At 72.7% G+C, this 25,800-nt stretch carries 22 protein-coding genes and 1 pseudogene; 19 read left to right on the forward strand and 4 right to left on the reverse strand.

Features of this window, described 5'->3' with window-relative positions; all coding sequences use genetic code 11:
- The first annotated feature begins 36 nt into the window (after positions 1-36).
- Positions 37-711: an XdhC family protein gene (locus Phou_RS54175; RefSeq protein ID WP_246274846.1), complete on the forward strand. Its 675-nt coding sequence runs from the start codon at positions 37-39 to the stop codon at positions 709-711.
- Entirely contained in the window at positions 639-1,145 is a 507-nt protein-coding gene (locus Phou_RS54180) for an XdhC family protein (RefSeq protein WP_246274847.1), read from the forward strand. Before Phou_RS54175 ends, Phou_RS54180 begins: the two co-directional genes overlap by 73 nt.
- Positions 1,146-2,385: 1,240 nt before the next feature.
- On the opposite strand, the gene Phou_RS48795 is transcribed toward Phou_RS54180, so the two are convergent.
- Complete coding sequence (locus tag Phou_RS48795) at positions 2,386-3,900, reverse strand: PucR family transcriptional regulator (RefSeq protein ID WP_173071596.1); 1,515 nt, start codon at positions 3,898-3,900, stop codon at positions 2,386-2,388.
- Between the two features lie 191 nt (positions 3,901-4,091).
- Between Phou_RS48795 and uraD the strand changes: the two genes are divergently transcribed.
- From uraD to Phou_RS48875, 16 genes and pseudogenes are all read left to right on the forward strand, one after another.
- The gene (gene uraD, locus Phou_RS48800; RefSeq protein ID WP_173071598.1) at positions 4,092-4,586 is read left to right on the forward strand and encodes a 2-oxo-4-hydroxy-4-carboxy-5-ureidoimidazoline decarboxylase; all 495 of its coding nucleotides are present in this window, start codon (positions 4,092-4,094) and stop codon (positions 4,584-4,586) included.
- Positions 4,587-4,635: 49 nt separating this feature from the next.
- Positions 4,636-4,908: a hydroxyisourate hydrolase gene (uraH, locus tag Phou_RS48805; RefSeq protein WP_246274848.1), complete on the forward strand. Its 273-nt coding sequence runs from the start codon at positions 4,636-4,638 to the stop codon at positions 4,906-4,908.
- Between the two features lie 5 nt (positions 4,909-4,913).
- Positions 4,914-5,765, forward strand: a complete 852-nt coding sequence (pucL, locus tag Phou_RS48810; RefSeq protein ID WP_173071600.1) for a factor-independent urate hydroxylase — start codon at positions 4,914-4,916, stop codon at positions 5,763-5,765.
- Entirely contained in the window at positions 5,765-6,613 is an 849-nt protein-coding gene (locus Phou_RS48815) for an FAD binding domain-containing protein (RefSeq protein WP_173071602.1), read from the forward strand. Before pucL ends, Phou_RS48815 begins: the two co-directional genes overlap by 1 nt.
- Positions 6,610-7,053, forward strand: a complete 444-nt coding sequence (locus tag Phou_RS48820; protein WP_173071604.1) for a (2Fe-2S)-binding protein — start codon at positions 6,610-6,612, stop codon at positions 7,051-7,053. Before Phou_RS48815 ends, Phou_RS48820 begins: the two co-directional genes overlap by 4 nt.
- Positions 7,050-8,384 (forward strand): 8-oxoguanine deaminase, encoded by a 1,335-nt coding sequence (locus Phou_RS48825; protein WP_173071606.1) that lies wholly within the window; start codon positions 7,050-7,052, stop codon positions 8,382-8,384. Before Phou_RS48820 ends, Phou_RS48825 begins: the two co-directional genes overlap by 4 nt.
- Positions 8,381-10,603 carry a molybdopterin cofactor-binding domain-containing protein gene (locus Phou_RS48830; protein ID WP_218579661.1) on the forward strand — a complete coding sequence of 741 codons (2,223 nt, stop codon included), beginning with the start codon at positions 8,381-8,383 and terminating at the stop codon, positions 10,601-10,603. Before Phou_RS48825 ends, Phou_RS48830 begins: the two co-directional genes overlap by 4 nt.
- 284 nt (positions 10,604-10,887) lie before the next feature.
- Entirely contained in the window at positions 10,888-12,810 is a 1,923-nt protein-coding gene (locus tag Phou_RS48835; RefSeq protein WP_173071608.1) for a hypothetical protein, read from the forward strand.
- A gap of 8 nt (positions 12,811-12,818) precedes the next feature.
- Positions 12,819-14,345, forward strand: a complete 1,527-nt coding sequence (locus Phou_RS48840) for a ferredoxin (protein ID WP_173071610.1) — start codon at positions 12,819-12,821, stop codon at positions 14,343-14,345.
- A gap of 38 nt (positions 14,346-14,383) precedes the next feature.
- Positions 14,384-15,915: pseudogene (gene aceB, locus Phou_RS48845) on the forward strand (malate synthase A).
- Between the two features lie 10 nt (positions 15,916-15,925).
- Positions 15,926-17,074: a DUF6986 family protein gene (locus Phou_RS48850; RefSeq protein WP_173071612.1), complete on the forward strand. Its 1,149-nt coding sequence runs from the start codon at positions 15,926-15,928 to the stop codon at positions 17,072-17,074.
- Entirely contained in the window at positions 17,071-18,363 is a 1,293-nt protein-coding gene (gene allB, locus Phou_RS48855; protein ID WP_173071614.1) for an allantoinase AllB, read from the forward strand. Before Phou_RS48850 ends, allB begins: the two co-directional genes overlap by 4 nt.
- Complete coding sequence (gene alc / locus Phou_RS48860; RefSeq protein ID WP_173071616.1) at positions 18,360-19,376, forward strand: allantoicase; 1,017 nt, start codon at positions 18,360-18,362, stop codon at positions 19,374-19,376. The genes allB and alc overlap by 4 nt, the downstream gene beginning before the upstream one ends.
- 259 nt (positions 19,377-19,635) lie before the next feature.
- Positions 19,636-20,844, forward strand: a complete 1,209-nt coding sequence (manD, locus tag Phou_RS48865) for a D-mannonate dehydratase ManD (RefSeq protein WP_173071618.1) — start codon at positions 19,636-19,638, stop codon at positions 20,842-20,844.
- Between the two features lie 94 nt (positions 20,845-20,938).
- On the forward strand, positions 20,939-21,361 hold the full coding sequence (locus Phou_RS48870; protein WP_173071620.1) for a hypothetical protein: 423 nt from the start codon (positions 20,939-20,941) through the stop codon (positions 21,359-21,361).
- A 1-nt stretch (position 21,362) separates the two neighbouring features.
- Complete coding sequence (locus Phou_RS48875; protein ID WP_173071622.1) at positions 21,363-21,590, forward strand: helix-turn-helix transcriptional regulator; 228 nt, start codon at positions 21,363-21,365, stop codon at positions 21,588-21,590.
- A 1-nt stretch (position 21,591) separates the two neighbouring features.
- Here the strand turns inward: Phou_RS48875 and Phou_RS55970 are convergent, their stop codons facing one another.
- The 3 genes from Phou_RS55970 to Phou_RS48890 all read right to left on the reverse strand — a co-directional run bounded on the left by Phou_RS55970 (position 21,592) and on the right by Phou_RS48890 (position 24,483).
- The gene (locus Phou_RS55970) at positions 21,592-21,810 is read right to left on the reverse strand and encodes a hypothetical protein (protein ID WP_246274849.1); all 219 of its coding nucleotides are present in this window, start codon (positions 21,808-21,810) and stop codon (positions 21,592-21,594) included.
- Between the two features lie 177 nt (positions 21,811-21,987).
- Positions 21,988-23,865, reverse strand: a complete 1,878-nt coding sequence (locus tag Phou_RS48885) for a sigma-70 family RNA polymerase sigma factor (protein WP_173071625.1) — start codon at positions 23,863-23,865, stop codon at positions 21,988-21,990.
- 114 nt (positions 23,866-23,979) lie between these two features.
- Positions 23,980-24,483, reverse strand: a complete 504-nt coding sequence (locus tag Phou_RS48890; RefSeq protein ID WP_173071627.1) for an Lrp/AsnC family transcriptional regulator — start codon at positions 24,481-24,483, stop codon at positions 23,980-23,982.
- Positions 24,484-24,595: 112 nt separating this feature from the next.
- On the opposite strand from Phou_RS48890, the gene hppD reads away from it, so the two are divergent.
- Positions 24,596-25,789, forward strand: a complete 1,194-nt coding sequence (gene hppD, locus Phou_RS48895; protein ID WP_173071629.1) for a 4-hydroxyphenylpyruvate dioxygenase — start codon at positions 24,596-24,598, stop codon at positions 25,787-25,789.
- Positions 25,790-25,800 lie beyond the last annotated feature (11 nt).

Raw genomic sequence — 25,800 nt, forward strand, 5'->3', positions numbered from 1 at the left:
TGGACGTTGACACGCCTGAGGAGCACACTGGTTCCCATGCGTGACGTTCTCGACGACCTGTTGCGCTGGTGGCAGGAAGGCCAACCGGTGGGGATGGCGACGGTCGTCGCCACGTGGAAGAGCGCGCCCCGCCCGCCCGGCGCGACAATGCTGGTCGGCGCCGACGGCACCGCGGTCGGCAGCGTCTCCGGCGGGTGCGTCGAGGGCGCGGTCTACGAGCTGGCCACGGAGGCCATCGCCGACGGGGTGCCGCGCCTCCAGCGGTACGGGGTGAGCGACGACGACGCCTTCTCCGTCGGCCTCACCTGCGGTGGCACGATCGAGCTCTTCGTGGAGCGGGTCGACCGGGAGACGTTCCCGTGGCTGGCGGGCGTGGCCGAGTCGATCGACAAGGGTGAGCCGGTCGCGGTGCTCACCTGCATCGAAGGGCCGCCCGAGCGGCTGGGTCGGCACCTCGTGATCAGGCCCGGCGAGCGCGAGGGCACGCTCGGCTCCGCGCGGCTGGACGACGCGGCCACCGACGACGGCCGCGGGCTGCTCGCCGCCGGTCGCGCCGGGGTGCTCCACTATGGACCCGACGGGCAGCGGCGGGGCAGCGGGCTGAGCGTGCTGGTACGCGCGTACGCGCCACGCCCCGCATGGTCGTCTTCGGCGCCATCGACTTCGCGGCGGCGGTGGCCCGGATCGGCACGTTCCTCGGCTACCGCGTGACGGTGTGCGACGCGCGGCCGGTGTTCGCGACGGCGAAGCGCTTCCCCGACGCGGACGAGGTGGTCGTCGACTGGCCGCACCGCTACCTGGCCGGCGAGGCCGAGGCCGGGCGGCTCGACGAGCGCACGGTGGTGTGCGTGCTGACCCACGACCCGAAGTTCGACGTGCCGGTGCTGCAGGCCGCGCTCGACATGCCGCTCGCCTACGTGGGCGCGATGGGCTCCCGACGCACCCACGACGACCGCTTGGCGAGGCTGCGCGAGGCCGGGGTCGGCGAGGACGCACTGGCCCGGCTGGCCTCGCCGATCGGGCTCGACCTGGGCGCCCGCACGCCCGAGGAGACCGCGGTGAGCATCGCCGCCGAGATCATCGCCGCCCGCTGGGGCGGCCGCGGTGCCCGACTCTCCGAGACCACCGGCCGCATCCACAGCTAGCGGCCGCGGGTCCCGAAACACTACCGCAACACTTGCGGAATCCGGCCGCATTCAGTGCCGTCGCTGTTATGCATTTGCGCTGCTAGCCCGGCCTGTTGGCGCCGCCTGGCAGGCGTTGCCGGCTACCGATAGGTTTCCGGAAAACATTGACGCGCTTTGGGCACGGTGTGATACTCGCTATCCACTGGCGTCGATAGGCGCCAGTCGCACAGGCCCTCCTCGATGGGAGAGTGGCGTGGCGACTTCGGCGGTCGCCACGCCACGCCTGACCCGCGTCTCACTCCGGCCGCGGCAACGCTCCAGGCCGGTCGGTGGCCGTCCGCTGGGCGTGATGCTTCCGGCGTCGAGGTGGCATCAGATCTGGGCTGCCGCGATGCCCGCCGTGGTCGGACCATGCCAGCCGCGCCCACATGCAGGCGACAGCGATGTGCTCGGCTCGTGCTCGCTGCGGGTGGTCGGCGCTGAACCGCAGCGACGCGGCCGAGCGGACGGCGCGCGTAACGGGCGTCGGTCACGGATCACACACCCGTCGAACGCCCCACTGGCGCGATGCTGGTCCAACTCGCCTAACCCGAAGGCGCCAGGATCGCCCCATCCCGCTGGACACGTGCCGCCCCGGCGTGATCATGGTGTTACTCGCATCGACCATGGCCTGTTTGCAATCTCGGGCGAGCTAGATGTGAGCTGCCGCTACGCCTGCGGTGCCGTCTCACCCTCCGTGGTCGCCCGGCTCAACCCAGGAGCCCGCTCCGACAGATCTTGGCAAGTTGGCGTCGAAATAACGCGCCAACTCACCAAGGTCTCGAAGCTCACACCGCCTGCACCCTGATCGGCAGTCACGGACCGCGACGAGGGCGGACTCGCGCACTCCCGCCTCGAAATGATCTGCGGAGCACAGGTCGACGCGGCGGTGGTGCCACTAGCCGGCCCGGGGCCTGAGTTGCGAAGCCGGCCGCCGTAAGCGAACGGGCTCACGCCCAGCGAGTTGAACGGAAGGCTGGCGGGGGAACGCGGGAACTGCGCCGCGCGGACCCGGCAGCGGAGGCCGGGGGGTTCGGCGAGCGCTAGCGAGCCGCCGGCCGTAGCGGTGCCCGCGGGAGCATGCGGTCCGCAGCTGACGCGGACGGGGGCAAATAAGCGACGCCGCGGAAAAGCGGACCGTGGGCAGAAAGCGGACCGGGAAGGCGGACCGGGCGCAAAAGCGGACAGGGACCGATAGACGACCCGGGGAAAGGCGCCGCTAGCGGGACAGGCGGAGGGCGAGGAAGAAGTCGACCCGGTCCTCGAAGCGGCCCAGGTCGCGGCCGGTCAGGGCCTCTACGCGGCCGATGCGGTAGCGCAGCGTGTTGACGTGGACGTGCAGGCGTTCCGCGCACCGGCTCCACGAGCCGCCGCACTCCAAGAACTCGGCCAGCGTGCGGACCAGGTCCGCGTCGTGGGCCTCGTCGTACGCGGACAGCGGGCCTAACAGGCGTTCGCGGAAGGCTTCGCGGGCGTCGGCCGGTACGCGGGCCAGGAGCAGTTGGTGTGAGGCCAGCTCGGTCGAGCAGACCAGCGTGGTGCGGCCCTGTGCGGAGCGGTGCGCGTGGCGTGCCTCCGCGACCGCGCCGGGCAGGGTGGCCACGCCGATCGCGGGCGCGCTCACCCCGATGGTCAGCTTGCCGGGGCCCAGGCCGGGCGCGAGCGCGTCGAGGGCGGCGCGGAGCGTGGAGGGCACGTCGCGGTCGGCGGTCACGATGCCCAGCACGGTCTGGTCGGGCAGCTGGGTGACGGCCGCGTGCGGGGTGACCGCGTGCAGCGCCTCCTCCAGCACCGCGACGGTCAGGTCGGGCGGTGTGCGCAGGCCGGTCAGGTCGGCCGCCACCGCCACGAACGTCGACTCCGGGTCCAGCCCGCACGACTGCACGCCGGCGCGCAGGTCGGCCGCGCCCGCGCCGCTCGCCAGCTGGCGGCCGAGGCTGTCGGCGAGGCGGCGTTCCACGCGTACCACCTCGTCGAGCTGGGCGCGCTCCAGTGCGACGAGGCTGACCAGCTCGTCGGCGCCGTCGGGCAGGCCGGACGGCGACCGCGGGTCGGAGGGGAACGCCACGAACCAGGACGCCAGCCGGTGCTCGGGGCGTCCGGGCACGCCGACCAGCACATACCGCCCGTCGCCCGCCGTCGTGGGCAGCCTCGTGGCCGCCAGGAAGGCGCGGGCCAGCTCGCCGCCGGGCGGTGCGGCCTCCGTGCCGGCGACGGGGCGGCCGGTCGGTGAGTACACCCAGCAGGCCAGGCCGAGGTCGGCGGCGACGGGTGGGAGCAGGTCGGCCAGGCGGGCACCCGCGGCCATCGCGGCCACGAGGCCTCTTTGCCGCCCGAGTACCGTGGCGAGCCCGCTGGCGCGCTGCGCCCACAGGGACGGGTCGACCGCGTCGACGATCTCCCGGAACGACACCTCGACCGGCACCTCGAAGAGCGGGACGCCGTGGCGGGCGCACGCCTCGACGAGGTCGGACGGCACTGTGCCGAAGACCGCGTCGCCCGCGCCGATCGCGGTGACCCGCGCGGCGGCGCACGCGGCCACGAACGCCTCGGAGTCCTCGGAACCGCGCCGCCACACCATGCCGGTCAGCACGATCTCGCCGCCGGCCAGGTAGCGGCGAGGGTCGGGGAGGTCCGTGACGTACACGCGGGTGACCGGGCGGTCACGCCCTTCTGCGCCCGTGAGCAGGGCAAGCTTCAGCCGAGGCTGGTCGAGCACCTCGCGCAGCAGCATCGCTCACGTCTCCTAGCCGGCACTTGTAGGAACCTACGAAAACCCTACGGCCCGCATGTTGCGGTTTCGGTGTCAACGCCGGTTCATGGCCGGTTGACGGACTGGTGTACTAGCCGAATGAGCGAGAGGCGCGAGGCTACGGGCCGTGCCCACGGCGGTGGACGAGCGCCGAGCGACGGTGCGGGGTAGGCATGGCGTCCGATCTCGCCGATTTCAATGCGCTGCCAGCCGCGGAGGCCGAGCGGGAGCTTCTCGCGTGCTGCGCCGCACCCGCCTGGGCGAAGGCGGTCGCGGGCGGGCGGCCGTACCCCGACCGGATGGCGCTGCGGGCGGCTGGCGACGCCGCCGCACGGGCACTGACCTGGCCGGACGTGGTGCTGGCCCTGTCCGCGCACCCGCGCATCGGGGAGCGACCGGCCGGCGAGGGGCGGGAGGCCGCCTGGTCGCGGCGGGAGCAGGCGGGGGCGGACGACCCGTCGGTGGCGGCGGCGCTGGTGGCGGCCAACCGGGAGTACGAGGAGAGGTTCGGGCACGTGTTCCTGATCTTCGCGAGCGGCAAGAGCGCGTCCGAGATGCTCGCGGCGGCGCGCGCCCGGCTGGCACATGACGAGGCGGCCGAGCGTCCCGTCGTGCAGGAGGAGCTGCGCAAGATCGCGCTCCTGCGCCTGGAGAGGCTCGTGCCGTGAGCCTGTCCACGCACGTACTCGACAACGCGACGGGGGAGCCCGCGCGGGGGTGCCGGTGCGGCTGGAACGGCGGGACGGTGACGGCTGGGCGACCGTCGCCGCCGGCCGCACCGACACTGACGGGCGCCTGCGCGACTGGGTGCCCGCCGAGGCGTGGGGCGCGGGTGCGTACCGGCTTGTCTTCGACACCGCAGCCCACCTCGGACCCGGCGCGTTCTTTCCGGAGGTGGCGGTGGTCTTCCAGGTGGCGGACGCGGCGCGCCACCACCACGTGCCGCTGCTGCTGAGCCCCTTTGGCTACACGACCTACCGGGGGAGTTGAGGGTTATGGGGATCGTGCTGGGACCCAACCGGTACGGCAAGGCGGAGACCCGCGTCGTCCGGGTGGTGCGCGACGGCGAGCGGCACGAGCTGCGCGACCTCAACGTGAGCGTGGCGCTCGCGGGTGACCTCGACGCCACCCACCTGACCGGCGACAACGCGGGCGTGCTGCCCACCGACACCCAGAAAAACACGGTGTACGCGTTTGCCAAGGAGCATGGCATCGACCAGCCCGAGGACTTCGCGCTGCGGCTGGCCCGCCACTTCGTGTCGAGCCAGCCGACCATCCACAGTGCCCGCGTCCACATCGAACAGTACGGGTGGCGCCGCCTCGGCCCGCACTCGTTCCAGCGCGACGGCGCCGAGACGCGCACCGCGACGGTCACCGTGGACGGTGCCGGCGAGTGGGTGGTGGCCGGCCTCGCCGACCTCGTGCTGCTCAACTCGACCGACTCGGAGTTCTGGGGTTACGTGAAGGACCCGTACACCACGCTGCCGGAGACCAAGGACCGCGTGCTCGCCACGGAGGTGTCCGCGCGCTGGCGCTTCGCCGGGCCGGCCGACTGGGCGGCCTCGTACGAGGGGGTGAAGGCGGCGCTGGTGGCGGCGTTCGTGGAGACGTACAGCTTCTCGCTGCAGCAGACGCTCTACGCGATGGGGCGGCGGGTGCTGGAGGAGCGGCCCGAGGTGGTGGAGGTGCGGCTGGCGCTGCCCAACAAGCACCACCTGCTGGTCGACCTGGCGCCGTTCGGGCTGGACAACCCCAACGAGGTATTCGTCGCGGCCGACCGCCCGTACGGGCTGATCGAGGGCACGGTCCTGCGATCCGACGCGCTTTCGTACGACGGGGCGTTCTGATGGACTTCCTGCGACCGTCCACATGGGAGGAAGCGCTGGCCGCCAAGGCGGCGCATCCGGAGGCCGTGCCGATCGCCGGCGGTACCGACGTGATGGTCGAGCTGAACTTCGACCGCCGCCGCCCGCCCGCGCTGATCGACCTGACCCGGGTGGCGGCGCTCGGCGAGTGGGGCACGGACGGCGACGAGCTGCGGGTCGGTGCCGGCGTGCCGTACCGGCGGATCATCGAGGAGCTCGGCGACGCGCTGCCGGGGCTGGCGATGGCGTCCCGCACGGTCGGCTCGCCGCAGATCCGCAACCGCGGGACGGTCGGCGGCAACCTCGGCTCCGCGTCCCCGGCCGGCGACGCCCACCCGCCCCTGCTCGCCGCCGGCGCCGAGATCGAGCTGGCGTCGGTGCGCGGCACCCGGCGGGTACCCGCGAAGGAGTTCTTCGTCGGGCCGAAGCGCAGCGTGCTCGCGCCCGACGAGCTGATCGCGGCGTTCCGGGTGCGTCCCACCGCGGGCGCCGAGCAGTTCGCGAAGATCGGCACCCGCAACGCGATGGTGATCGCGGTCTGCTCGTTCGCCCTGGTGCTCGACGGCGCGGCGCGGCGCGTCGGCACCGGCATCGGCTCGGCCGCGCCCACCCCGCTGCGGGCAACGGCGGCCGAGGAGTTCCTCGCGGCGGAGCTCGACTGGGAGTCGCGGGCGCCGGTGCCGGTCGCGGTGGCGGCCGAGTTCGCGCGGCTTGTCGCGGCGGCCGCCACGCCGATCGACGACGTGCGCGGCACGGCCGCGTACCGGCGGCACGCGCTGTCGGTGCTCGCCCGCCGCACGCTCACCTGGGCCTGGGGAGGAATGCGATGAGGGTCAACTGCACGATCAACGGCGAGAAGCGCCAGGCCGACGACGTGTGGCCGGGCGAGAGCCTGCTCTACGTGCTCCGCGAGCGGCTCGGGCTCCCCGGCTCGAAAAACGCCTGCGAGCAGGGGGAGTGCGGCTCGTGCACGGTGTACCTGGACGGCACCCCGGTCTGCTCCTGCCTCGTCGCCGCCGGGCAGGCGGAGGGGCGTGACGTGGTGACGGTGGAGGGGCTGGAGTTCGGGCGGGTGCAGGAGGCGTTCCTTTCGGCCGGTGCCGTGCAGTGCGGCTTCTGCACGCCGGGGCTGGTCGTCGCGGTGCACGACCTGCTGGCGCGCAACGACAAGCCCAGCGACCCGGACATACGTGAGGCGCTGGCGGGCAACCTGTGCAGATGCACGGGCTACGAGAAGATCCTCGACGCGGTACGGCTGGCGGCTCGATGATCGTCATCGAGGGGTGCGCGGTCGCGACCGCCGACGCGGACGGCACGGAGTTCACCACCGGGCACGTCGCGGTCGATGGTGACCGGATCGTCGCGGTCGGCGCGGGGCGCTACCCGGGCGAGGGGGAGCGGGTCGACGGCACCGGGTGCCTCGCCACGCCGGGCCTGGTCAACACCCACCACCACCTGTACCAGTGGGCCACCCGCGGCCTCGCCCAGCAGGAAAACCTCTTCGGGTGGCTCACCGAGCTGTACCCGATCTGGGCCCGCCTCGACGAGGAGGTGGTGGCGGCCACCTCCGCGGCCGGGCTGGGCTGGCTTGCGCTGTCCGGCTGCACGACGAGCACGGACCACCATTACGTGTACCCCTCCGGGGTGGGCGACCTCATGGCGGCGCAGGTGGCCGCGGCGGGTGAGATCGGGCTGCGCTTCCATCCGTGCCGCGGCTCGATGGACCTCGGCGCCTCCGCCGGCGGGCTGCCGCCGGACGAGATCGTCGAGGACACCGAGGCCGCGCTGGCCGCGACCGAGGAGGCGATCAACCGCTTCCACGACCCGTCGCCGGGCGCGATGGTGCGGATCGCGGTGGCGCCCTGCTCGCCGTTCTCGGTGACCGGCAAGCTGATGAGCGAGTCGGCCGCGCTAGCCCGCCGCCGCGGCGTGCGGCTGCACACCCACCTCGCCGAGACGGCCGAGGAGGAGGAGTACTGCCGGGAGAAGTTCGGCTGCACCCCGGTCGAGTACGCGGAACGGCTCGGCTGGCTCGGCGACGACGTGTGGCTGGCGCACGCGGTGCACCTCGACGCGGACGCGGTGGCCGCGTTCGGCGCGTCCGGCACCGGCGTCGCGCACTGCCCGAGCTCCAACGCGCGGCTGGGCGCCGGCGTGGCACCCGTGCCTGACCTGCTCGCCGCCGGCGCCCCGGTCGGGCTCGGCGTCGACGGCGCGGCCTCGCAGGAGGGTGGTCAGCTCGGCGCCGAGCTGCGCATGGCCCTCTACGCGGCGCGGCTGCGCGGCGGCCACGACGCCCTCACCGCACGCCAGGCCCTCGCGCTCGGCACGATCGGCGGGGCGCGGTGCCTGGGCCGGGCGGACGAGCTGGGCTCGCTGGAGCCCGGCAAGCTCGCCGACGTGGCGCTGTGGCGCATCGACGACCTCGGCCACGCCGGCATCGACGACCCGGTGGCCGCGCTGGTGTTCGGCCCACCGGCCACTGTGGAACTGCTGCTGGTCGGTGGCCGGCCGGTGGTGGAGCGGGGCGAGCTGCGCACCGCCGACACCCGGGAGCTGGCCCGCCGCGGCGTCCGCGCGCACGAAAGGCTCGTCAAATGACCACTGTGGACCTCCGGGTCACCTCCGGGATCGGCACCAGCGCTTCCCGCCCGGACGGGACGCTGAAGGTGAAGGGCGAGTTCGCGTTCTCGTCCGACCTGTGGCACGAGGACATGCTGTGGGGTGCGACGCTGCGCAGCCCGTACCCGCATGCGCGGGTCCGCGGCATCGACCTGACCGCGGCGCTCGCCATACCCGGGGTCTACGCGGTCCTCACGCACGAGGACGTGCCGGGCGCCAAGCGGTACGGCCTGGAGATCGCCGACCAGCCCGTGCTCGCCATGGACGAGGTGCGCTACCAGGGCGAGCCGATCGCGATCGTCGCCGCCAACCACCCCGAGACCGCGCGCCGGGCGGCCGGCCACATCGCCGTCGACTACCTGGAGCTGCCGCCCGTCACCGACCCGGAGCAGGGCGAGCTGCTGCGCCGCGTGCCCGTGCGCACCGGCGACCCGCACGCGACCGCCGACGTGGTGGTGACCGGCGACTACGAGGTGGGCATGCAGGACCAGGCCTTCCTCGGCCCGGAGTCCGGGCTCGCGGTCCCGGCCGAGGACGGCGGCGTCGACCTTTACATCGCGACGCAGTGGCTGCACGTCGACCAGAAGCAGGTGGCCGCCTGCCTCGGCCTGCCCGAGGAGAAGGTACGGCTCACGCTGGCCGGCGTGGGTGGCGCTTTCGGCGCCCGCGAAGACCTCTCGATGCAGGTGCACGCGAGCATGCTCGCGCTGCACACGGGCAAGCCGGTCAAGATGGTGTACGGGCGCGAGGAGTCGTTCTACGGCCACGTGCACCGGCATCCCGCCACGATGCGGTACGAGCACGGCGCCACCCGCGAGGGCGACCTGGTGTACGTGCGGGCACGCATCGTGCTCGACGGCGGCGCCTACGCCTCCAGCTCCACCGCCGTCGCGGCGAACGCGGCCACGCTCGGCATCGGGCCGTACGAGGTGCCCAATGTGGACATGGAAGCGGCGGTCTACTACACGAACAACCCGCCGTGCGGCGCCATGCGCGGCTTCGGTGCGGTGCAGGCCTGCTTCGCGTACGAGTCGCAGATGGACAAGCTCGCCGCCGCGCTCGGCATGAGCCCGGTCGAGGTACGCATCCGCAACGCGATGACCGCCGGCTCGCGCATGCCCACCGGCCAGATCGTCGAGGGCCCGGCGCCGGTCGCCTCGCTGCTGGCCCGGGTGCGCGCCCGCCCCGCGCCGCCGCCGTCCACCCTGGACCTGCGCGAGCTGCCCGGCGGCGTCTCCAACACCACGCACGGCGAGGGCGTGGTGCGCGGCGTCGGGTACGCGATCGGCATCAAGAACGTCGGCTTCTCCGAGGGCTTCGACGACTACTCCACGGCCCGCGTGCGCCTGGAGCTGATCGGCGGCGAGCCGGCCGTGCTGGTGCGCACCGCGGCCGCCGAGGTGGGGCAGGGCCTGGTGACGGTGCAGGCGCAGATCGCCCGTACCGAGCTGGGCGTCGAGCGGGTCACGGTCGCCGCGGCCGACACCAGCGTTGGCAGCGCCGGCTCGTCGTCCGCGTCCCGCCAGACGTACGTGACCGGTGGCGCGGTGCGGGCCGCCTGCCAGGCCGTCCGCGCCACGCTGCTGGCGCGCGTCGGCGGCACCGACCTCGTGGGCGACAGGATCGTCGACGCGGCCGGCACGACGGTGGCCACGCTGGCCGAGGCGATCGGCGACGAGCCGGTCGAGGAGACGGTGGAGTGGCGGCACCGGCCGACGTTTCCGATCGACCCGGAGACCGGGCAGGGCAACGCGCACGTGCAGTACGCGTTCGCCGCACACCGGGCCACCGTCGACGTCGACGTCGAGCTGGGCCTGGTCAAGGTCGTGGAGATCGCCACCGCCCAGGACGTGGGCAAGGCGATCAACCCGCTTGCCGTCGTGGGCCAGATCCAGGGGGGTACCGCGCAGGGGCTGGGGCTCGCGCTGATGGAGGAGATCCAGATCGTGGACGGCGTGCTCCGCAACCCGTCCTTCACCGACTACCTGATCCCCACGATCCTCGACATGCCCCGATGGCGATCGACGTGCTGGAGCTGGCCGACCCTCACTCTCCGTACGGGCTCCGTGGCGTCGGCGAACCACCGACGATCTCCTCCACGCCCGCGATCGTGGCGGCCGTCCGCGCCGCGACGGGCAAGGCGCTGCGCCGCGTACCCATCCGCCCCGAACACATCGCCGCCTGAACGGCATCTGTAGTCGCGCGGTTACCGTGGGCAGGCCCGGCGGGTTCGTTATGTACCGACGGTTTCGGACCGCAGCGCCCGGTTAGCGCCCCCTTATGCGTCCCTTAAGACACGCAGGACTTCCAAACTCGGTTCAACCAAGTTCGACCCCCGGTACGTACACGTGGGGCGGAGACGTCTGCGTGAAGCGAGGTGAGCACCCGATGCAGTGAGCGCGATCAGACCGGGTGAAGGGCAAGTCACTAGGTTGTGGAAGGTCGGTAAGTCTTGCTGAAGCGGAAGTATGAAGAGCGCTCCGTGGAACGCGACGATGACACAGGGACGGTGGAGACGACGAGCAGCACGACCGGCGCAAAGCGGAAGCTTCCTCGGCTCCCGCTGCTCGGTGGTCTCGTCTTCATCGCGGTGGCCATGTGGGCCGCCAGCAGCACCTTCGGCGGTGCGCTGGCCTCGGTCTACGTCTTCGCGTTCCTCAACTTCTTCGCCGGCGTGGTCTCGCTGGTGGCGCTCTCCCTGACGGTCATGTGCGGCCTGGTCGCCACGGACCGCTTCTTCTTGAAGATCGGTCATCGGGTCTTCTTCCAGGGCCTGCACCGGGCGACGGCGATCATCGCGGTGGTCTTCCTCGGGCTGCACATCTCGATGAAGGTGCTGGCCGGGTCGGCCACGGTGCTCGACCCGATCGTGCCGTTCGCCAACCCGCTCGACCCGATCTACATCGGGCTCGGCACGGTGGCCAGCTACCTGATGATCACGACGTTCTGGACCGGGCTGATCCGGGCGCGCTTCGCCGGCAGCGGCAAGCCGTGGATGTGGCGCACGCTGCACGCCACGTCCTACGTGGCCTGGCCGGCGGCCCTCGGCCACGGGCTCAACGCCGGCCGGCCGGCCGCGACCTGGGTGTGGCTGAGCTACGGCGCCTGCCTGATCGGCGTGCTGATCGCGCTGCTGGTCCGGGTGTACGTGAGCCTCGGCCGCCGCACCACCGGCAAGACCGGGCCGTCCGCGGTGGGTGTCAACGTCGAGACCGCGATCATCCCGCGGATCAGCGAGAGCGGGCTCCGCGAGGGCCTGATGACCTCGACCCGCGAGCAGCGCGCGATCCGCGACGACGACATGGAAAACACCGCCACCCGGATGATGACCACCGCCCGGCCGCCGCGCGAGCGGGAGGCCGCGGGGCAGGACACCCGCGTCGGGTACGCGATGCCCGTGGCGCCGCCCGAGCCCCGCCGCCCGCGCGAGGAGGAGCGGGTGCCGGACGAGCTCGTGTCGCCGGGGGAGCGGCGGGCCGCCCGGTCCGACCGCTCGGGCGCCCGGCGCTCGCGGCTGGAGCAGATGGACGAGCGGGCCGAGGAGCGGCGCGTCCTGGAGCGGCCTCCGGCCCGCCGGGAGCCGCGGGCCGACGTCGGCGATCGCATCGACGACCTGCGGCAGCAGGAGCGGCGCGCGTCGCGGTCGGGTTCGCGCGCCGAGGACAAGCGCAGCGCCACCCAGTGGCGCCGCAAGTCGAAGGGCGGCAAGAAGGAGGAGGTGGAGGCGACCGACCGCGAGTGGTACGAGAGCCTCCGCGGCGACGAGCCGGTCTCCGGGTACGGGCCGGTGTCTGGCGGCTACGCGCCGACGTCCCCGGCGCCCGCGCCGCAGCCCCAGCGCGAGCGGTACGGCCGGGGCGAGCAGGGCGGCGGCCGACGCCGGGAGGAGAGCCGCGGTGAGCGGTGGACCTCGCCGGCCGACGAGCGGTACGCGGACATCGACCCGGTGTCGGCGCCGGTCGGGCGGTACGAGCAGAGCCGCGAGCCGGTCTCCGCACCGGCACCGCGCTACGACCAGAGCCGCGAGCCGGTCTCCGGTCCCGCGCCGCGCTACGACCAGAGCCGCTACGACGAGCCGCGGTACGAGGACGACCGTCCTCGCCGGGCCGCCCTCCGGCTGGTCACCGACGACGACGCGCCCCGCGCGTCGCGGCGTTCCCGCTCGTCGCGCGGGCAGGAGGAGCCCCGGCAGAGCCGCCGCGGCGACGGCCGGCACAGCCTCGGTGAAGAGGACGGCCCGATCCAGTACGCGTCGGAGGCCGACTACGACCGGCCCGGCCCGTACCCGCCGGCGGTGGACCCGGTGCCCTCCGGCCGGTCGCGGCGTGGCCGCCGTGCCGCGGGCGGTGAGGACATGGACAACGGTGCCTACTGGACTCGGCCCCGAGATGGGTATGGGAGGTGAGCGGCGGGATGGTTCCGGCCGTCGGTCGCGCCGGCCCGGCCCGGTTGACCGCGGGCTTTGAGCAGTTCGGCCGCCTGGATCTCTGGGATCACCAGCAGGTCCACGGCGACCTGCGCCCGATGTCGAGCGCGGAGCTCATCTCCCTCGCCGAACAGATCAAGCTCACCGGGCGCGGCGGTGCGGCGTTCCCGTTCGCCCGCAAGGTCCGCGCGGTCATCGACTCGGCGATGCGGCAGGAGAAGCCGATCGTCGTGGTGGTCAACGCCACCGAGGGCGAGCCGGCCGCGTGGAAGGACAAGGTGCTGCTCGCCCGCGCGCCGCACCTGATCCTCGACGGCGCCTCGCTCGCCGCGTGGGCGCTGGAGGCCGAGGAGATCGTGATCGGCGTGGAAAAGGACCACGTCGGCCACGAGTCGCTGCGGCGGGCGCTCGCCGAGCGGCGGATGCCGGCACCGACCCGGATCGTCGGCGTGCCACACCGGTTCATCTCGGGTGAGGGTGGCGCGCTGGTCCGCGGCATCAACGGCGAGGCGCACATCCCGCCCGGCCGGAAGATCCGATCCAGCGACTCGGGCGTCGACGGGCTGCCCACGCTGCTGTCCAACGCCGAGACGTACGCTCAGCTGGCATTCGCGGCGGGCGTCGGGCCGCGGGAGTACGCGGCGGTCGGCACCGGCAAGGAGCCCGGCACGGTCCTGCTCACGATCACCGCCAACGGCAAGCCGAGCGTGGTGGAAGCGCCGACCGGCGTGCCGCTGAAGGAGGTCCTGCGCATGTGCGGGACCGGCCCCGGGCAGGGACTTCTCCTCGGTGGGTACCACGGAAAGTGGATCACCGCGGAGGCCGCCTCTCGGGCGGAGATCTCCCGCGAGAGCCTCACCGAGGTCGGTGGCACGCTCGGCGCGGGCATCATGGTCCCGCTGCCCGAAGACACCTGCCCGCTCGGCGAGGTGGAGCGGGTCATGCACTACATGGCGGCCGAGTCCGCCGGCCAGTGCGGCCCGTGCCGGCTGGGCCTGCCGGATCTCGCGCGCACCGTCTCGAAGCTCGTGCAGGGCGGTGGCGGCCAGGCGGCCGTGCGCGCCGCGGCGGGCGTGGTCAAGGGGCGCGGCGCGTGCAGCCACCCCGACGGCACCACCCGCTTCGCGCTGTCGGCGCTGGAGGTCTTCGCGGAAGACATCGCCATCCACGCGTACAGCGAGGGCTGTGGCCGCCCGGTCAAGGGTGTGCTCCCGCTGTCGAGCTCGCCGGAGACGGAGGGTACGACCGGCGGGGTCGGCAAGCTCGTCGTCGACTGGACCCGGTGCGACGGGCACGGGCTCTGCGCCCATCTGGTGCCCGAGCTGATCCGCCTGGACGGAAACGGGTACCCCGCGATCGCCGACACCCCGGTGCCGAACTGGCTGGAGGCCGACGCCCGCCGGGCCGTCGACATGTGCCCGGGCCTCGCGCTCCGGCTGACCGGCGTCGCGCAGGGCGGCAAGCGCGGCAAGACCAAGGAACCCAAGCGCCGCCCGCAGAAGCCCCTGCGTTAGCCGGCGCGCGGGGCCGCTGGCTCGGTTACGGTGCTTAAGTGACCGAGATTCTCAGTGACGAGGCCATGCAGTTCGTCACCGACCTGCACCGGCGGTTCGCCCCCCGCCGCGATGAGCTGATCGCCCGCCGCGCGCAGCGGCGTGCCGAGGTCGCCCGCACCGGCCGGTTCGACTTCCTCCCGGAGACCGCCGAGATCCGCCTCACCGAGTGGCAGGTCCCACCCGCGCCCGCCGACCTGACCGACCGGCGGGTCGAGATCACCGGACCGACCGAGCGCAAGATGGCCATCAACGCGCTCAACTCCGGAGCCAAGGTGTGGCTGGCCGACCTGGAGGACGCCAACACCCCCACTGGTCCAACGTGGTCGGTGGGCAGCAAAACCTCTACGACGCCGTGCGCCGGACCATCTCGCTCGACACCGGCGACAAGCACTACGAGCTGGGCGCCGGGCCGTACCCGACGATCGTCATGCGCCCGCGCGGCTGGCACCTCGACGAGCGGCACCTCCTGCCGATCGACGGGCGCCCCGCGGTGGGCGCGTTGTTCGACTTCGGGATGTACTTCTTCCACAACGCGCGCGAGCTGCTGGAGCGAGGCAGCGGGCCGTACCTCTATCTGCCCAAGATGGAGAGTCACCTCGAAGCTCGACTGTGGAACGACGTCTTCACCCACGCGCAGGAGGCCCTGGGCATCCCGCAGGGCTCGATCCGCGCGACGGTGCTCATCGAGACGATCCCGGCCGCCTTCGAGATGGACGAGATCCTGTGGGAGCTGCGCCCGCACGCCGCCGGCCTCAACGCCGGCCGTTGGGACTACCTCTTCAGCATCATCAAGTACTTCCGGGACGCCGGCCCGTCGTTCGTGCTGCCCGACCGGGCGTCCGTGACGATGACCGCGCCGTTCATGCGGGCGTACACCGAGCTGCTCGTCGCCACCTGCCACCGCCGCGGCGCGTTCGCGATGGGTGGCATGGCCGCCTTCATTCCCAGCCGGCGCGACCCGGCGGTCAACGAGGTGGCGCTCGCCAAGGTGCGTGAAGACAAGGAGCGCGAGGCGGGTGACGGTTTCGACGGCTCGTGGGTGGCCCACCCCGACCTTGTGCCGGTGTGCCGCGAGGTCTTCGACGCCGTGCTCGGCGACCGCCCCAACCAGCTCGACCGGCTGCGGCCCGACGTCGTGGTCACCGCCGACCGGCTGCTCGACATCGCGGCCACGCCCGGCTCGGTGACCGAGGCGGGGCTGCGCAACAACGTGTCGGTCGCGCTTCAGTACATCGAGGCGTGGTTGCAGGGCAACGGCGCGGTCGCGATCAACAACCTGATGGAGGACGCGGCCACCGCGGAAATCTCCCGGTCGCAGATCTGGCAGTGGGTACACCAGGGCGTGACGCTTCCGGACGGCACGCCCATCACCGCCGATCTGGTGCGCCGCATCGGTGACGAGGAGCTGGCCCGGCTCGGCAGCCCGGAGCGGTACAAGACGGCGCGGGAGCTTTTCGAGCGGGTCGCGCTGGCCGACGACTTCGCCGACTTCCTCACCGTGCCGGCCAACGAGCTGATAGACGACTAGCGGGCGGCGGATGCATCCCGACTCGTTCCTCGACTCCGTCTTCGCCGAGCTGGACGGCATGCTCGGCGAGCTCGACGCGGCCCTGGCCGCCCGCTACCCGGGTGACCAGGGTGGGCGGCAGCCGGTGCACACGGTGTACGTGCCGGCCGACCGCGTGCACGCCGGGCTTGTCGACGAGTGGGGCACGGCCGCGCTGGAGGCGCTGAAGGCGCACCCGCCGCTCCCGTTCGGCGAGGAGCTGCGCGAGCGGGTGCTGTCCAAGTTGGAGCGGGAGCCGATCGAAGACCTGCGGATCGACTTCGAAGACGGGTACGGGGTCCGTGACGACGCCGCCGAGGACGCCGACGCGGTGGCCGCCGCCGCGGCGCTGCGGGACGGGCCGGCGCCGCCGTTCGTGGGGCTGCGGGTCAAGAGCCTGGAGGCGGCCACGCGGCGGCGCGCGGTCCGCACGCTGGCCGTGTTCCTTTTCTGGTACGGCGGCCTGCCGCCCGGCTTCGTCGTGACGCTGCCGAAGGTCAGCGCGCCCGAGCAGGCGCGGGCGATGGCGGTCCTGTGTGGACGGCTGGAGGAGGTGTACGGGCTGCCGGACGGCGCGCTCCGCTTCGAGGCGCAGGTCGAGACGCCGCCCGCGGTGCTCGGCGCCGACGGGCGGGCAACGGTCGCGCAGCTCGTCGGCGCCGCGGCGGGGCGGCTGACCGGCCTGCACTACGGCACGTACGACTACAGTGCCGGCCTCGGAATCGCCGCCGCGCAGCAGAGCCTGGAGCACCCGGCGGCCGACCACGCCAAGGCGGTCATGCAGGTGGCCGCGGCCGGCACCGGCGTACGCCTCTCGGACGGCTCCACCAACGTCCTCCCGGTCGGCGAGACCGAGGCCGTGCAGGAGGCGTGGGCGCTGCACCACCGGCTCGTGCGCCGCTCGCTGGAGCGCGGCTTCTACCAGGGCTGGGACCTGCACCCGGCCCAGCTTCCCACCCGTTACGCCGCGACGTACGCGTTCTTCCGCGACGGCGCCCCCGCGGCCCGCGCCCGGCTCGCCGCGTACCGGGAGCGCCGCGCCGGCGGCATCCTCGACGAGCCGGCCACGGCCCGGGCGCTGGAGGCGTTTCTGGCCCGCGGTGTCCACTGTGGCGCCCTCGACGCCGAGGAGGCGCTGTGACGTTCGATCTCGTCCTGCGGTCGCGGCGGACCGTCCTGCCCGAGGGGGAGCGGCCCGCCTCGGTGTGCGTGCGGGACGGGCGGATCGCCGAGATCGCGCCGTACGAGGGGGTGGACGGCGTCGACCTGGAGGACGTGGCGCTCCTGCCCGGCCTCGTCGACACCCACGTGCACGTCAACGAGCCGGGCCGCACCGAGTGGGAGGGCTTCGCCACCGCCACTCGCGCCGCCGCGGCCGGTGGCGTGACGACCATCGTGGACATGCCGCTCAACTCGCTGCCACCCACCGTCGACGCCGGCGCGCTCGCCGTCAAGCGGGCCGCGGCCGAGGGGCAGTGCCATGTGGACACCGGCTTCTGGGGCGGCGCGATCCCCGGCAACGCGGGCGAGCTGGCCGCGCTGTACGACGCCGGGGTCTTCGGCTTCAAGGCGTTTCTCGTCGACTCCGGCGTGCCCGAGTTTCCGCCGCTCTCATCCGCGCAGCTGCGGGAGGCGCTGTCGGCGGTGGACGCGCTCTTCGTCATCCACGCCGAGGATCCGGCCGCCATCGAGCCGGCAGCGGGCTCGCCGCACTACGCCGACTTCGTCGCGTCCCGCCCGCCGAGCGCGGAGACCGGTGCGGTCGGCACCGTCGTGGCGGCGGCCCGCGAGACCGGCCGGCGCATGCACGTGCTGCACCTGTCGGCGGCCGCCGCGCTGCGGTCCATCGTGGACGCGCCGAACGTCACGGTGGAGACCTGCCCGCACTACCTCACGTTCACGGCCGAGGAGGTGCCGGACGGGGCGACGGAGTACAAATGCTGCCCGCCGATCCGCGACGCGGCCAACAGGGACGCGCTGTGGCAAGGGTTGGCCAGCGGCGCCATCGACTGCGTCGTGTCCGACCACTCGCCCTGCACACCGGACCTGAAGCGCGCCGACACCGGTGACTTCGCCGCCGCGTGGGGCGGTATCGCCTCGCTGCAGCTCGGCCTGCCCGTGGTGTGGACACAGGCGACCGGCCGGGGCTTCGGCCTCGCCGACGTGGTGCGGTGGATGGCCACCCGCCCGGCCGAGCTCGTCGGCCTGCGCCGCAAGGGGCGCATCGCCGTGGGCTACGACGCCGACCTTGTCGCCTTCGACCCGGACGCCGCCTTCGTCGTCGACGCGGGGCGGCTGCGGCACCGGCACCCGGTGACCCCGTACCACGGCCGTGCCCTGCTCGGAAAGGTGCACACGACCTGGCTGCGCGGCTCCATCGTGGACGGTGTGACCCCGCGCGGCCGGCTGCTGTCCCGAGGTGCGGCATGAGTTGGCGCCTGCTGCCCGACCTCGCGGCCCGGTCGCTGGGCGGCGGCGTGCCGTACGTCTCCGACGAGCTGTTCGCCGCCGGCGACAACCTCGTGACCGACGCTCCGCCGAGCTTCGCGGCGCAGACGTTCGGCCCCAAGGGCCAGGTCTACGACGGCTGGGAGACCCGACGGCGCCGCGAGCCCGGGCACGACCACGCGATCGTGCGGCTTGGCGCACCCGGCATCGTGCGGGGTGTCGTCGTGGACACGGCGTTCTTCACCGGCAACTACCCGCCGTACGCCTCGGTCGAGGGCGCGGCGCTCGACGGCTATCCCGGGCCGGCCGAGCTGGCGTCCGCGCGCTGGGCCCCGCTGGTGCCGAAGTCGCCGCTCGCCGGTGACGCCCGCAACGAGTTCGAGGTGAGCGACACCCACCGCAGCACCCATGTGCGCCTCACCATCCACCCGGACGGCGGCGTGGCCCGGCTGCGCGTACACGGTGAGGTCGTGCCCGACCCCGCCCTGCTCCCCGCGGTGCTCGACCTGGCCGCGATGGAGCACGGCGGTCAGGCGGTCGGGTGCAGCAACATGTTCTACGGCCCGCCACACCGCCTTATCGCGCCCGGCCTCGCGCGGGTGATGGGTGAGGGGTGGGAGACCGCCCGCCGCCGCGACGACGGCAACGACTGGGTGCTGGTCAAGCTGGCCGGGCCGGGCGTCGTGCGGATCGCCGAGCTGGACACGAGCCACTTCAAGGGCAACGCGCCGGGTGCGGCCAGCCTCCGCGGAGTGGACGCCCGGGCCGCGGACATAGACGATCCGGCGGCCTGGTTCGACATCCTGCCGCGCACCCGCCTGCAGCCCGACACCCGGCACCGCTTTGCGATCCCGCCCGCGCCGCCGGCCGCCACGCACGTGCGCCTGGATGTCTTTCCGGACGGCGGCATGGCCCGCCTCCGCCTCCACGGCGAGCTGACCGCTGACGCCCGGGCCACCCTGGCCGCCCGCTGGCAGGCGACCAGCCGTCTCTGACCCCGCCGGGGCTTGCCACGTTGATGTGGCGATCGAACTGCTTGACTACCTGGCTCAGGCTTGGCTACGTTCTTCCGGAATAGTTCCGGAAAGATGTCGGCAGCGGTCGCCCTGGCACTTCGCGTCGCCGGCGCGGCCGCGGGCATTTCCGGCCCACCACGACCTGCCGCGTGCGGGCGGGACGGGTCGTGGTGTGCGCGGGTCGTCGCGGTGGGCGGCGGCCCGCGCCACCGTCGCGGCGGTCGAGGGAGGACGTCGAGTGAGGATCGTGGACGCCCGGGTGATCGTCAGCAGCCCCGGCCGCAACTTCGTCACGTTGAAGCTGGTCACCGACGAGGGCGTGACGGGCGTCGGCGACGGCACGCTCAACGGCCGTGAGCTCGCCGTTGCGGGCTACCTCAGCGAGCACGTCGTGCCGCTGCTGATCGGGCGGGACCCGGCGCGCATCGAGGACACGTGGCAGTACCTCTACAAGGGCGCGTACTGGCGGCGCGGCCCGGTCACGATGAGCGCGATCGCCGCCGTCGACACCGCCCTCTGGGACATCAAGGGCAAGGTGGCCGGCCTTCCGGTCTACCAACTGCTGGGTGGGCGGTCACGCGAGGGTGTGACGGTGTACGGGCACGCCAGCGCGGACACAGTGGACGGTGTGCTGGAGCGGATCGCCGACTTCGTGAAGCAGGGGTACAAGGCGGTGCGCGTGCAGACCGGGATACCAGGACTGTCCGATGTGTACGGCGTGCACACCGGCCCGGGCGTCTACGAACCGGCCGACGCGGCCATCCCGACCGAGGCGATCTGGTCCACCGAGCGGTACCTCGACAGCGTGCCCTCGACGTTCGCGCGGGTGCGGGAGGAGTTCGGGCCGCACCTCAAGCTGCTGCACGACGTGCACCACCGGCTCACGCCGATCGAGGCCGCGCGGCTGGGCAAGAGCCTGGAGCCGTACGCGCTGACCTGGATGGAGGACCCGGTGCCGGCCGAGCTCCAAGAGGGGTTCCGGCTGATCCGGCGGCACACGACGACGCCGATCGCGGTGGGCGAGGTCTTCAACAGCATCTGGGACTGCCATCAGCTGGTGAGCGAACAGTTGGTGGACTACGTGCGGGCGACCGTGGTGCACGCCGGCGGCATCAGCCACCTGCGGCGGATCTTCGACCTGGCCGCGCTCTACCACGTGCGCAGCGGCTCGCACGGCGCCACCGACCTGTCGCCGGTGTGCCTCGCGGCCGCGCTGCACCTCGACATCAGCATCCCGAACTTCGGGCTACAGGAGTACATGCCGCACGCCGACCTGACCGACGAGGTCTTCCCACACACGTACCGGTTCGAGGACGGCTACCTGCACCCCTCGGAGGAGCCGGGGCTCGGTGTGGACATCGACGAGGACCTGGCCGCGCGCCACCCCTACAAGCCGGCGGCCCTGCCGGTGAACCGCCTCGAGGACGGCACGCTGCACAGCTGGTGACCGGCGCGGGCCCACCGGGCGTGGGCCCGCGCCCCTCGACCCGTCGAAGTCAAAAATACTTGACATGATGTCTGGCGCGCTTTACCTTCGGAGCATGTCCTTCGAGGAGAAGCGCTCCTGGATCTACGCGGCCATCGCCGTCGTCGTGCCGGTGGCGTACGCCGTCGTGATGCTAGGCCGGATCGACGGCACGGATGTCGCCGACGTGTCGTACATCCGGCCGCTGATCACCGCGATCGTCGCCGCGATGGTGCTCAACATCGCGGCAAACATGGTCGCCGGCATGTTCTCCCGCAAGGAGGAGGTGGACCGCAAGGACGAGCGGGACCGGCAGATCCACCGGATCGGCGAGTTCGTCGGTTTTCACGTGATGAGCCTCGCGGCGCTGGTGCCGCTGGTGCTGGCCATGACCGAGGTCGACTACTTCTGGATCGCCAACGCGCTCTACCTCGCGTTCTGCCTGGCCGCGCTCGGCTCGGCGGTGGCGAAGATCGTGGCCTACCGGCGGGGATTCTGACATGGTCAAGCCGACCCGGGTCACCAACTCGATCCGCACGCTGCGCTTCAACCACGGCGAGATGACCCAGGCGGAGCTCGCCGACCGCATCGGCGTCACCCGCCAGACGATCATCGCGATCGAGCAGGGGCGCTACTCGCCGTCGCTGGAGATGGCCTTCCGCATCGCGCGCGTCTTCAAGGTCCCGCTCGACGACGTGTTCCAGTACCCCGACGACGACCCCGCCTGACTCACGGCGTCCAGTCGGCCTGGCTCGCCATCGAGCGCAGCGCGACCCGGTGCGGCGTGAGGCGCATCGCGGCGTTGCGCAGGGCGATCGCGAGCGGGTTGCGCAGCTGCTGGCCGAAGCGCCCGGTGCGCAGCGCCGCCCGCGCCACTCCCTGAGCGCGGGGCCGGCGCCTCCGGTCGTACTCGCCGAGCGCCGCGGCCACGTCGCCCCCGGCGCGCATGCCGCGGCGAGCACCACCGCGTCCTCGATCGCCTGGTTGGCGCCCTGCCCGAGGTGGGGCGTCATCGCGTGCGCGGCGTCGCCGAGCAGCGCGACCGCGCCGAGGTGGTACGCCGGTGGCGGGGTGCCGAGGTGGTAGATGTCGGTGCGGATCACGGCCGCCGGGTCGGTGGGGTGATCAGCGGGCGGCGACGAACGCGCGGCCGACGGCCGTTGGCGTGGTGCCGGTGCGGAAGAGGCCGGACTGGTCCTTGTCGGTCGCGGGCAGGCCGAACCAGGCGTACCTGTGCAGGAACGAGAGGCCGCCCAGCATCTTGGCTGCTGCCGTCACAAACGCGGCCTGCTGGGCCTGGCCCGGAAAGCGCGCGCTGCCGCCGGAAAAGTCGATGAGCGCAAACTCGGTCAGCCAGATCGGCTTCTTGTACCGCTCGTAGACGGCCTGCAGGTACCGGCGGAGCTGGTCGACCGCGTTGGCCGTGGTGAAGTCCCCGCCGTACCAGTGCAGGGCCACGAAGTCGACCCGGTAGCCGCGCGACTTGGCGCCGGACATGAAGCGGTCAAGCCAGCCGCCCTGGTCGGCGCCGCCGAACGCGACCGCCGGGCTGCTCAGCTTGCTGCCGGTGGCCTGGAGCCGTGGCCACAGGTCGAGCGCCTGCTCCACGCTCATGTTGGCCTGGCCCTCCATGTCGGGCTCGTTGAAGGCGAGCAGGTAGGGACCGGCGGCCTTCGCGGCCGCGAGCGCGGAGTCGTTGACGTCCTTGGTGCCCCAGATCATCGGTACGAACTGGGCGCCCTTCGGGGTCGTCACGCCGTCGTGGCGCGGGTTCCACGTGTAGTACCAGCTGGCCTTGGAGCTGGCGAGGGCCTGGCTGACGCCGTTGAAGGTCCACACCGCGACGCCCTTCTTGGGCGACGTGGCGGCCGGTGGCGCGGCGGGCGCCTTGGTGGTGGCGCGAGCCTTGGGGGTCGGCGTGGGGCTCGCCGGCGGCTTGGTCGTCGGCAGCGGGGCGGGCGTCGCCGACGGGCTGTCCGCGACCGCGACCGGCAGCGGGTTGGCGGCCGGCTCGGTGTCGGGGGAGCGGCTGAGCTTGACGCCGACGAGGGTCGCGGTCACCAGCACCACGACCGTCGCCGCGGCGGTGATCGGCACGGCGAGGCTGCTGCCGCCGGCGACCGCCGCGGCCTTCGCGGCGCCGGCCACCTTCGCCGCGCCCGCCGCCTTCGCGGACGCAGCGGCTAACGCGGTGGGCGCGGCGGAACCGCCGAACTTGCCGGCGAGCGCGGCCGGCACCGGCAGCATCGAGATGCCGGCGAGCAGGCGGTCGATGGGCACGAGGTCACCGGAGGTACGCGCGCAGACGCCGCAGTCGCGCACGTGCCGGGCCAGCCGCTTGCGCCAGAGCGAGTCCGGCTTGCCGTTCCAGGAAGAGGCAACCGCGCGGAGGGCGGCGCACCCCGGCTGCGCGCGGAGAGCGCGCACGACGGTGCGGGCGGTCTGGATCTGCTCCTTCATGCGGTGGATTCGCACACCGGCGTGGTTGGGCGAAAGGCCGAGCGCGCCGGCGAGGTCGGAGCGCTCCAGCTCGCCCGCCTCCTCCAGCCACCAGAGCGCGATCAGCTCCTGGTCGTCGGCGTCCAGCCAGCGGGTCGCCTCGGCCACCTCGCGGCGCTGGTCGGTGAGGCCGAGGCGGGCGATCGTGAGGTCGGCGAAGTCGGGGCCGGGGTCGGGCACCTCCTGCATCGCCTCGACCGCCACGGGGCGGGCGGGCGTGGTGCGCCGGTGCAGCTCCCAGTCGCGCACCTGCCGGATCGTGATCGCCACCAGCCAGGGGCGGTAGGCGCTCGGGTCACGCAGGTCGGGCAGGTGGCGCACCACCCGTACCAGCGTCTCCTGCACCACGTCGTCGACGTCCGCGTGACCGCGCAGCGCGCGCCCGACGATGTTGTAGACCAGCGGGAGCGAGCCGGCCACCAGCGCGTCGAGCGCGTGCGCGCCGCCCTGCTGCGCCGCGCTGACCAGCGCGGCGTCCGGTGTGGCCCGACCGGTTCGGGACATCCGCCTGCCTCCCCTTTCCGCGGCACGCTCCGCGTGCCGGTGCCGACCCTTCCGTATGTGGAGACCGGCAGGCCAGCCACCGGATTACAGAAAGTCCCCAAGAAGACCGGGAACCTAGGCGGGACTCTTGTACGACGGCGCGTGGTGCGCGCCCCGCTGCACACCGTGCGTGAGCAGCGGCAGCGTGCGGTGCGCGACCACCGTCGAGAGGACCACCACACTTGTGGAACGGCGGATGCCGGTCGAGCGGTTGAGTTCGAGCAGGATTTGCTGGAGGTCGTCGTTGGAGCGGGCGGCGAGGCGGCAGAGCACGTCGCCGGTGCCGGTCGTCGCGTACGCCTCGAGCACGCCGGGGAGCGCCACGAGGTGCTCCGTGACCTCGTCGAGCCGGCCCTGGGCGATCTCCAGCGTCACGTAGGCCTGGACCGGGTAGCCGGCGGCGGCGAGGTCGATCTCCGGCCCGTAGCCCGTGACGGCGCCGGAGGTGCGCAGCCGCTCCATCCGCGCGGTGACGGTGGCGCGGGCGACCCCGGCGAGGCGGGACAGCTCCAGGACGCCGATGCGGGGGTGCTCGGTCAGCAGCCGCAGCAGCGCGACGTCGAGTGTGTCTAACTCCATCTCTAGCCAATCTGTATAGCTATTCGGCAGAAACACTGTGCCAATTGTTCATCCTGACTAGCTCACGGTACGCCAGTTGCACAGGTGCCCGGTACACGATCAGATAGTGCTCATGACCGTCGAACACGTTCTGACCGATGACGAGCGGCTCGCCGATCTCAGCCTCGAGCAGCTCAAGCAACTCGTCGGGCTGGTGGAGTACGACGAGCAGGCCGACCCGTTCCCGGTGACCGGCTGGGACGCGATCGTGTGGGTCGTCGGCAACGCCACCCAGTCGGCCCGCTTCTACCAGCTGGCCTTCGGGATGGAGCTCGTCGCGTACTCCGGCCCGGAGACGGGCAACCGCGACCACTGCGCGTACGTGCTGCGCAGCGGGGCCGTGCGGTTTGTGCTCAAGGGCGCGGTCGACCCGGAGAGCCCGCTTGTCGCACACCACGACCTGCACGGCGACGGGGTGAGCGACATCGCGCTGGAGGTGCCGGACGTGGACGCCTGCGTGGCGCACGCGCGCCGCCAGGGTGCGAGGATCCTCGAAGAGCCGCACGACGTGGCCGACGAGCACGGCACGGTGCGGATGGCCGCCATCGCGGCGTACGGCGACACCCGCCACACGCTCGTCGACCGCTCCCGCTACCACGGCCCGTACCTGCCCGGGTACGTCGCCCGCACGTCCACGCTCCCCCAGCGCCCGCGACTCTTCCAGGCGCTCGACCACGTGGTGGGCAACGTGGAGCTGGGCCACATGGACGAGTGGGTCGCCTTCTACAACCGCGTCATGGGCTTCACCAACATGGCCGAGTTCATCGGCGACGACATCGCCACCGACTACTCGGCGCTGATGTCCAAAGTGGTCGCGAACGGCAACCACCGGGTGAAGTTCCCACTCAACGAGCCGGCCGTCGGCAAGCGCAAGAGCCAGATCGACGAGTTCCTGGAGTTCTACCGCGGCCCCGGCGCGCAGCACCTCGCCCTCGCCACCAACGACATCCTGGCCACAGTGGACGCGCTGCGGGCGGCCGGCGTGGAGTTCCTGGACACGCCCGACTCGTACTACGAGGACCCCGAGCTGCGCGCGCGCATCGGCAACGTGCGGGTGCCGGTCGAGGAGCTGCAGAAGCGGAAGATCCTTGTCGACCGGGACGAGGACGGCTACCTGCTGCAGATCTTCACGAAGCCGATCGGGGACCGGCCGACGGTGTTCTTCGAGTTCATCGAGCGGCACGGGTCGCTCGGCTTCGGCAAGGGCAACTTCAAGGCGCTCTTCGAAGCCATCGAACGCGAGCAGCTGCGCCGCGGCAACCTCTAGTGTCTGTCCTG

It is taken from the genome of Phytohabitans houttuyneae (assembly GCF_011764425.1).
GTDB classification, from domain to species: Bacteria; Actinomycetota; Actinomycetes; order Mycobacteriales; family Micromonosporaceae; genus Phytohabitans; species Phytohabitans houttuyneae.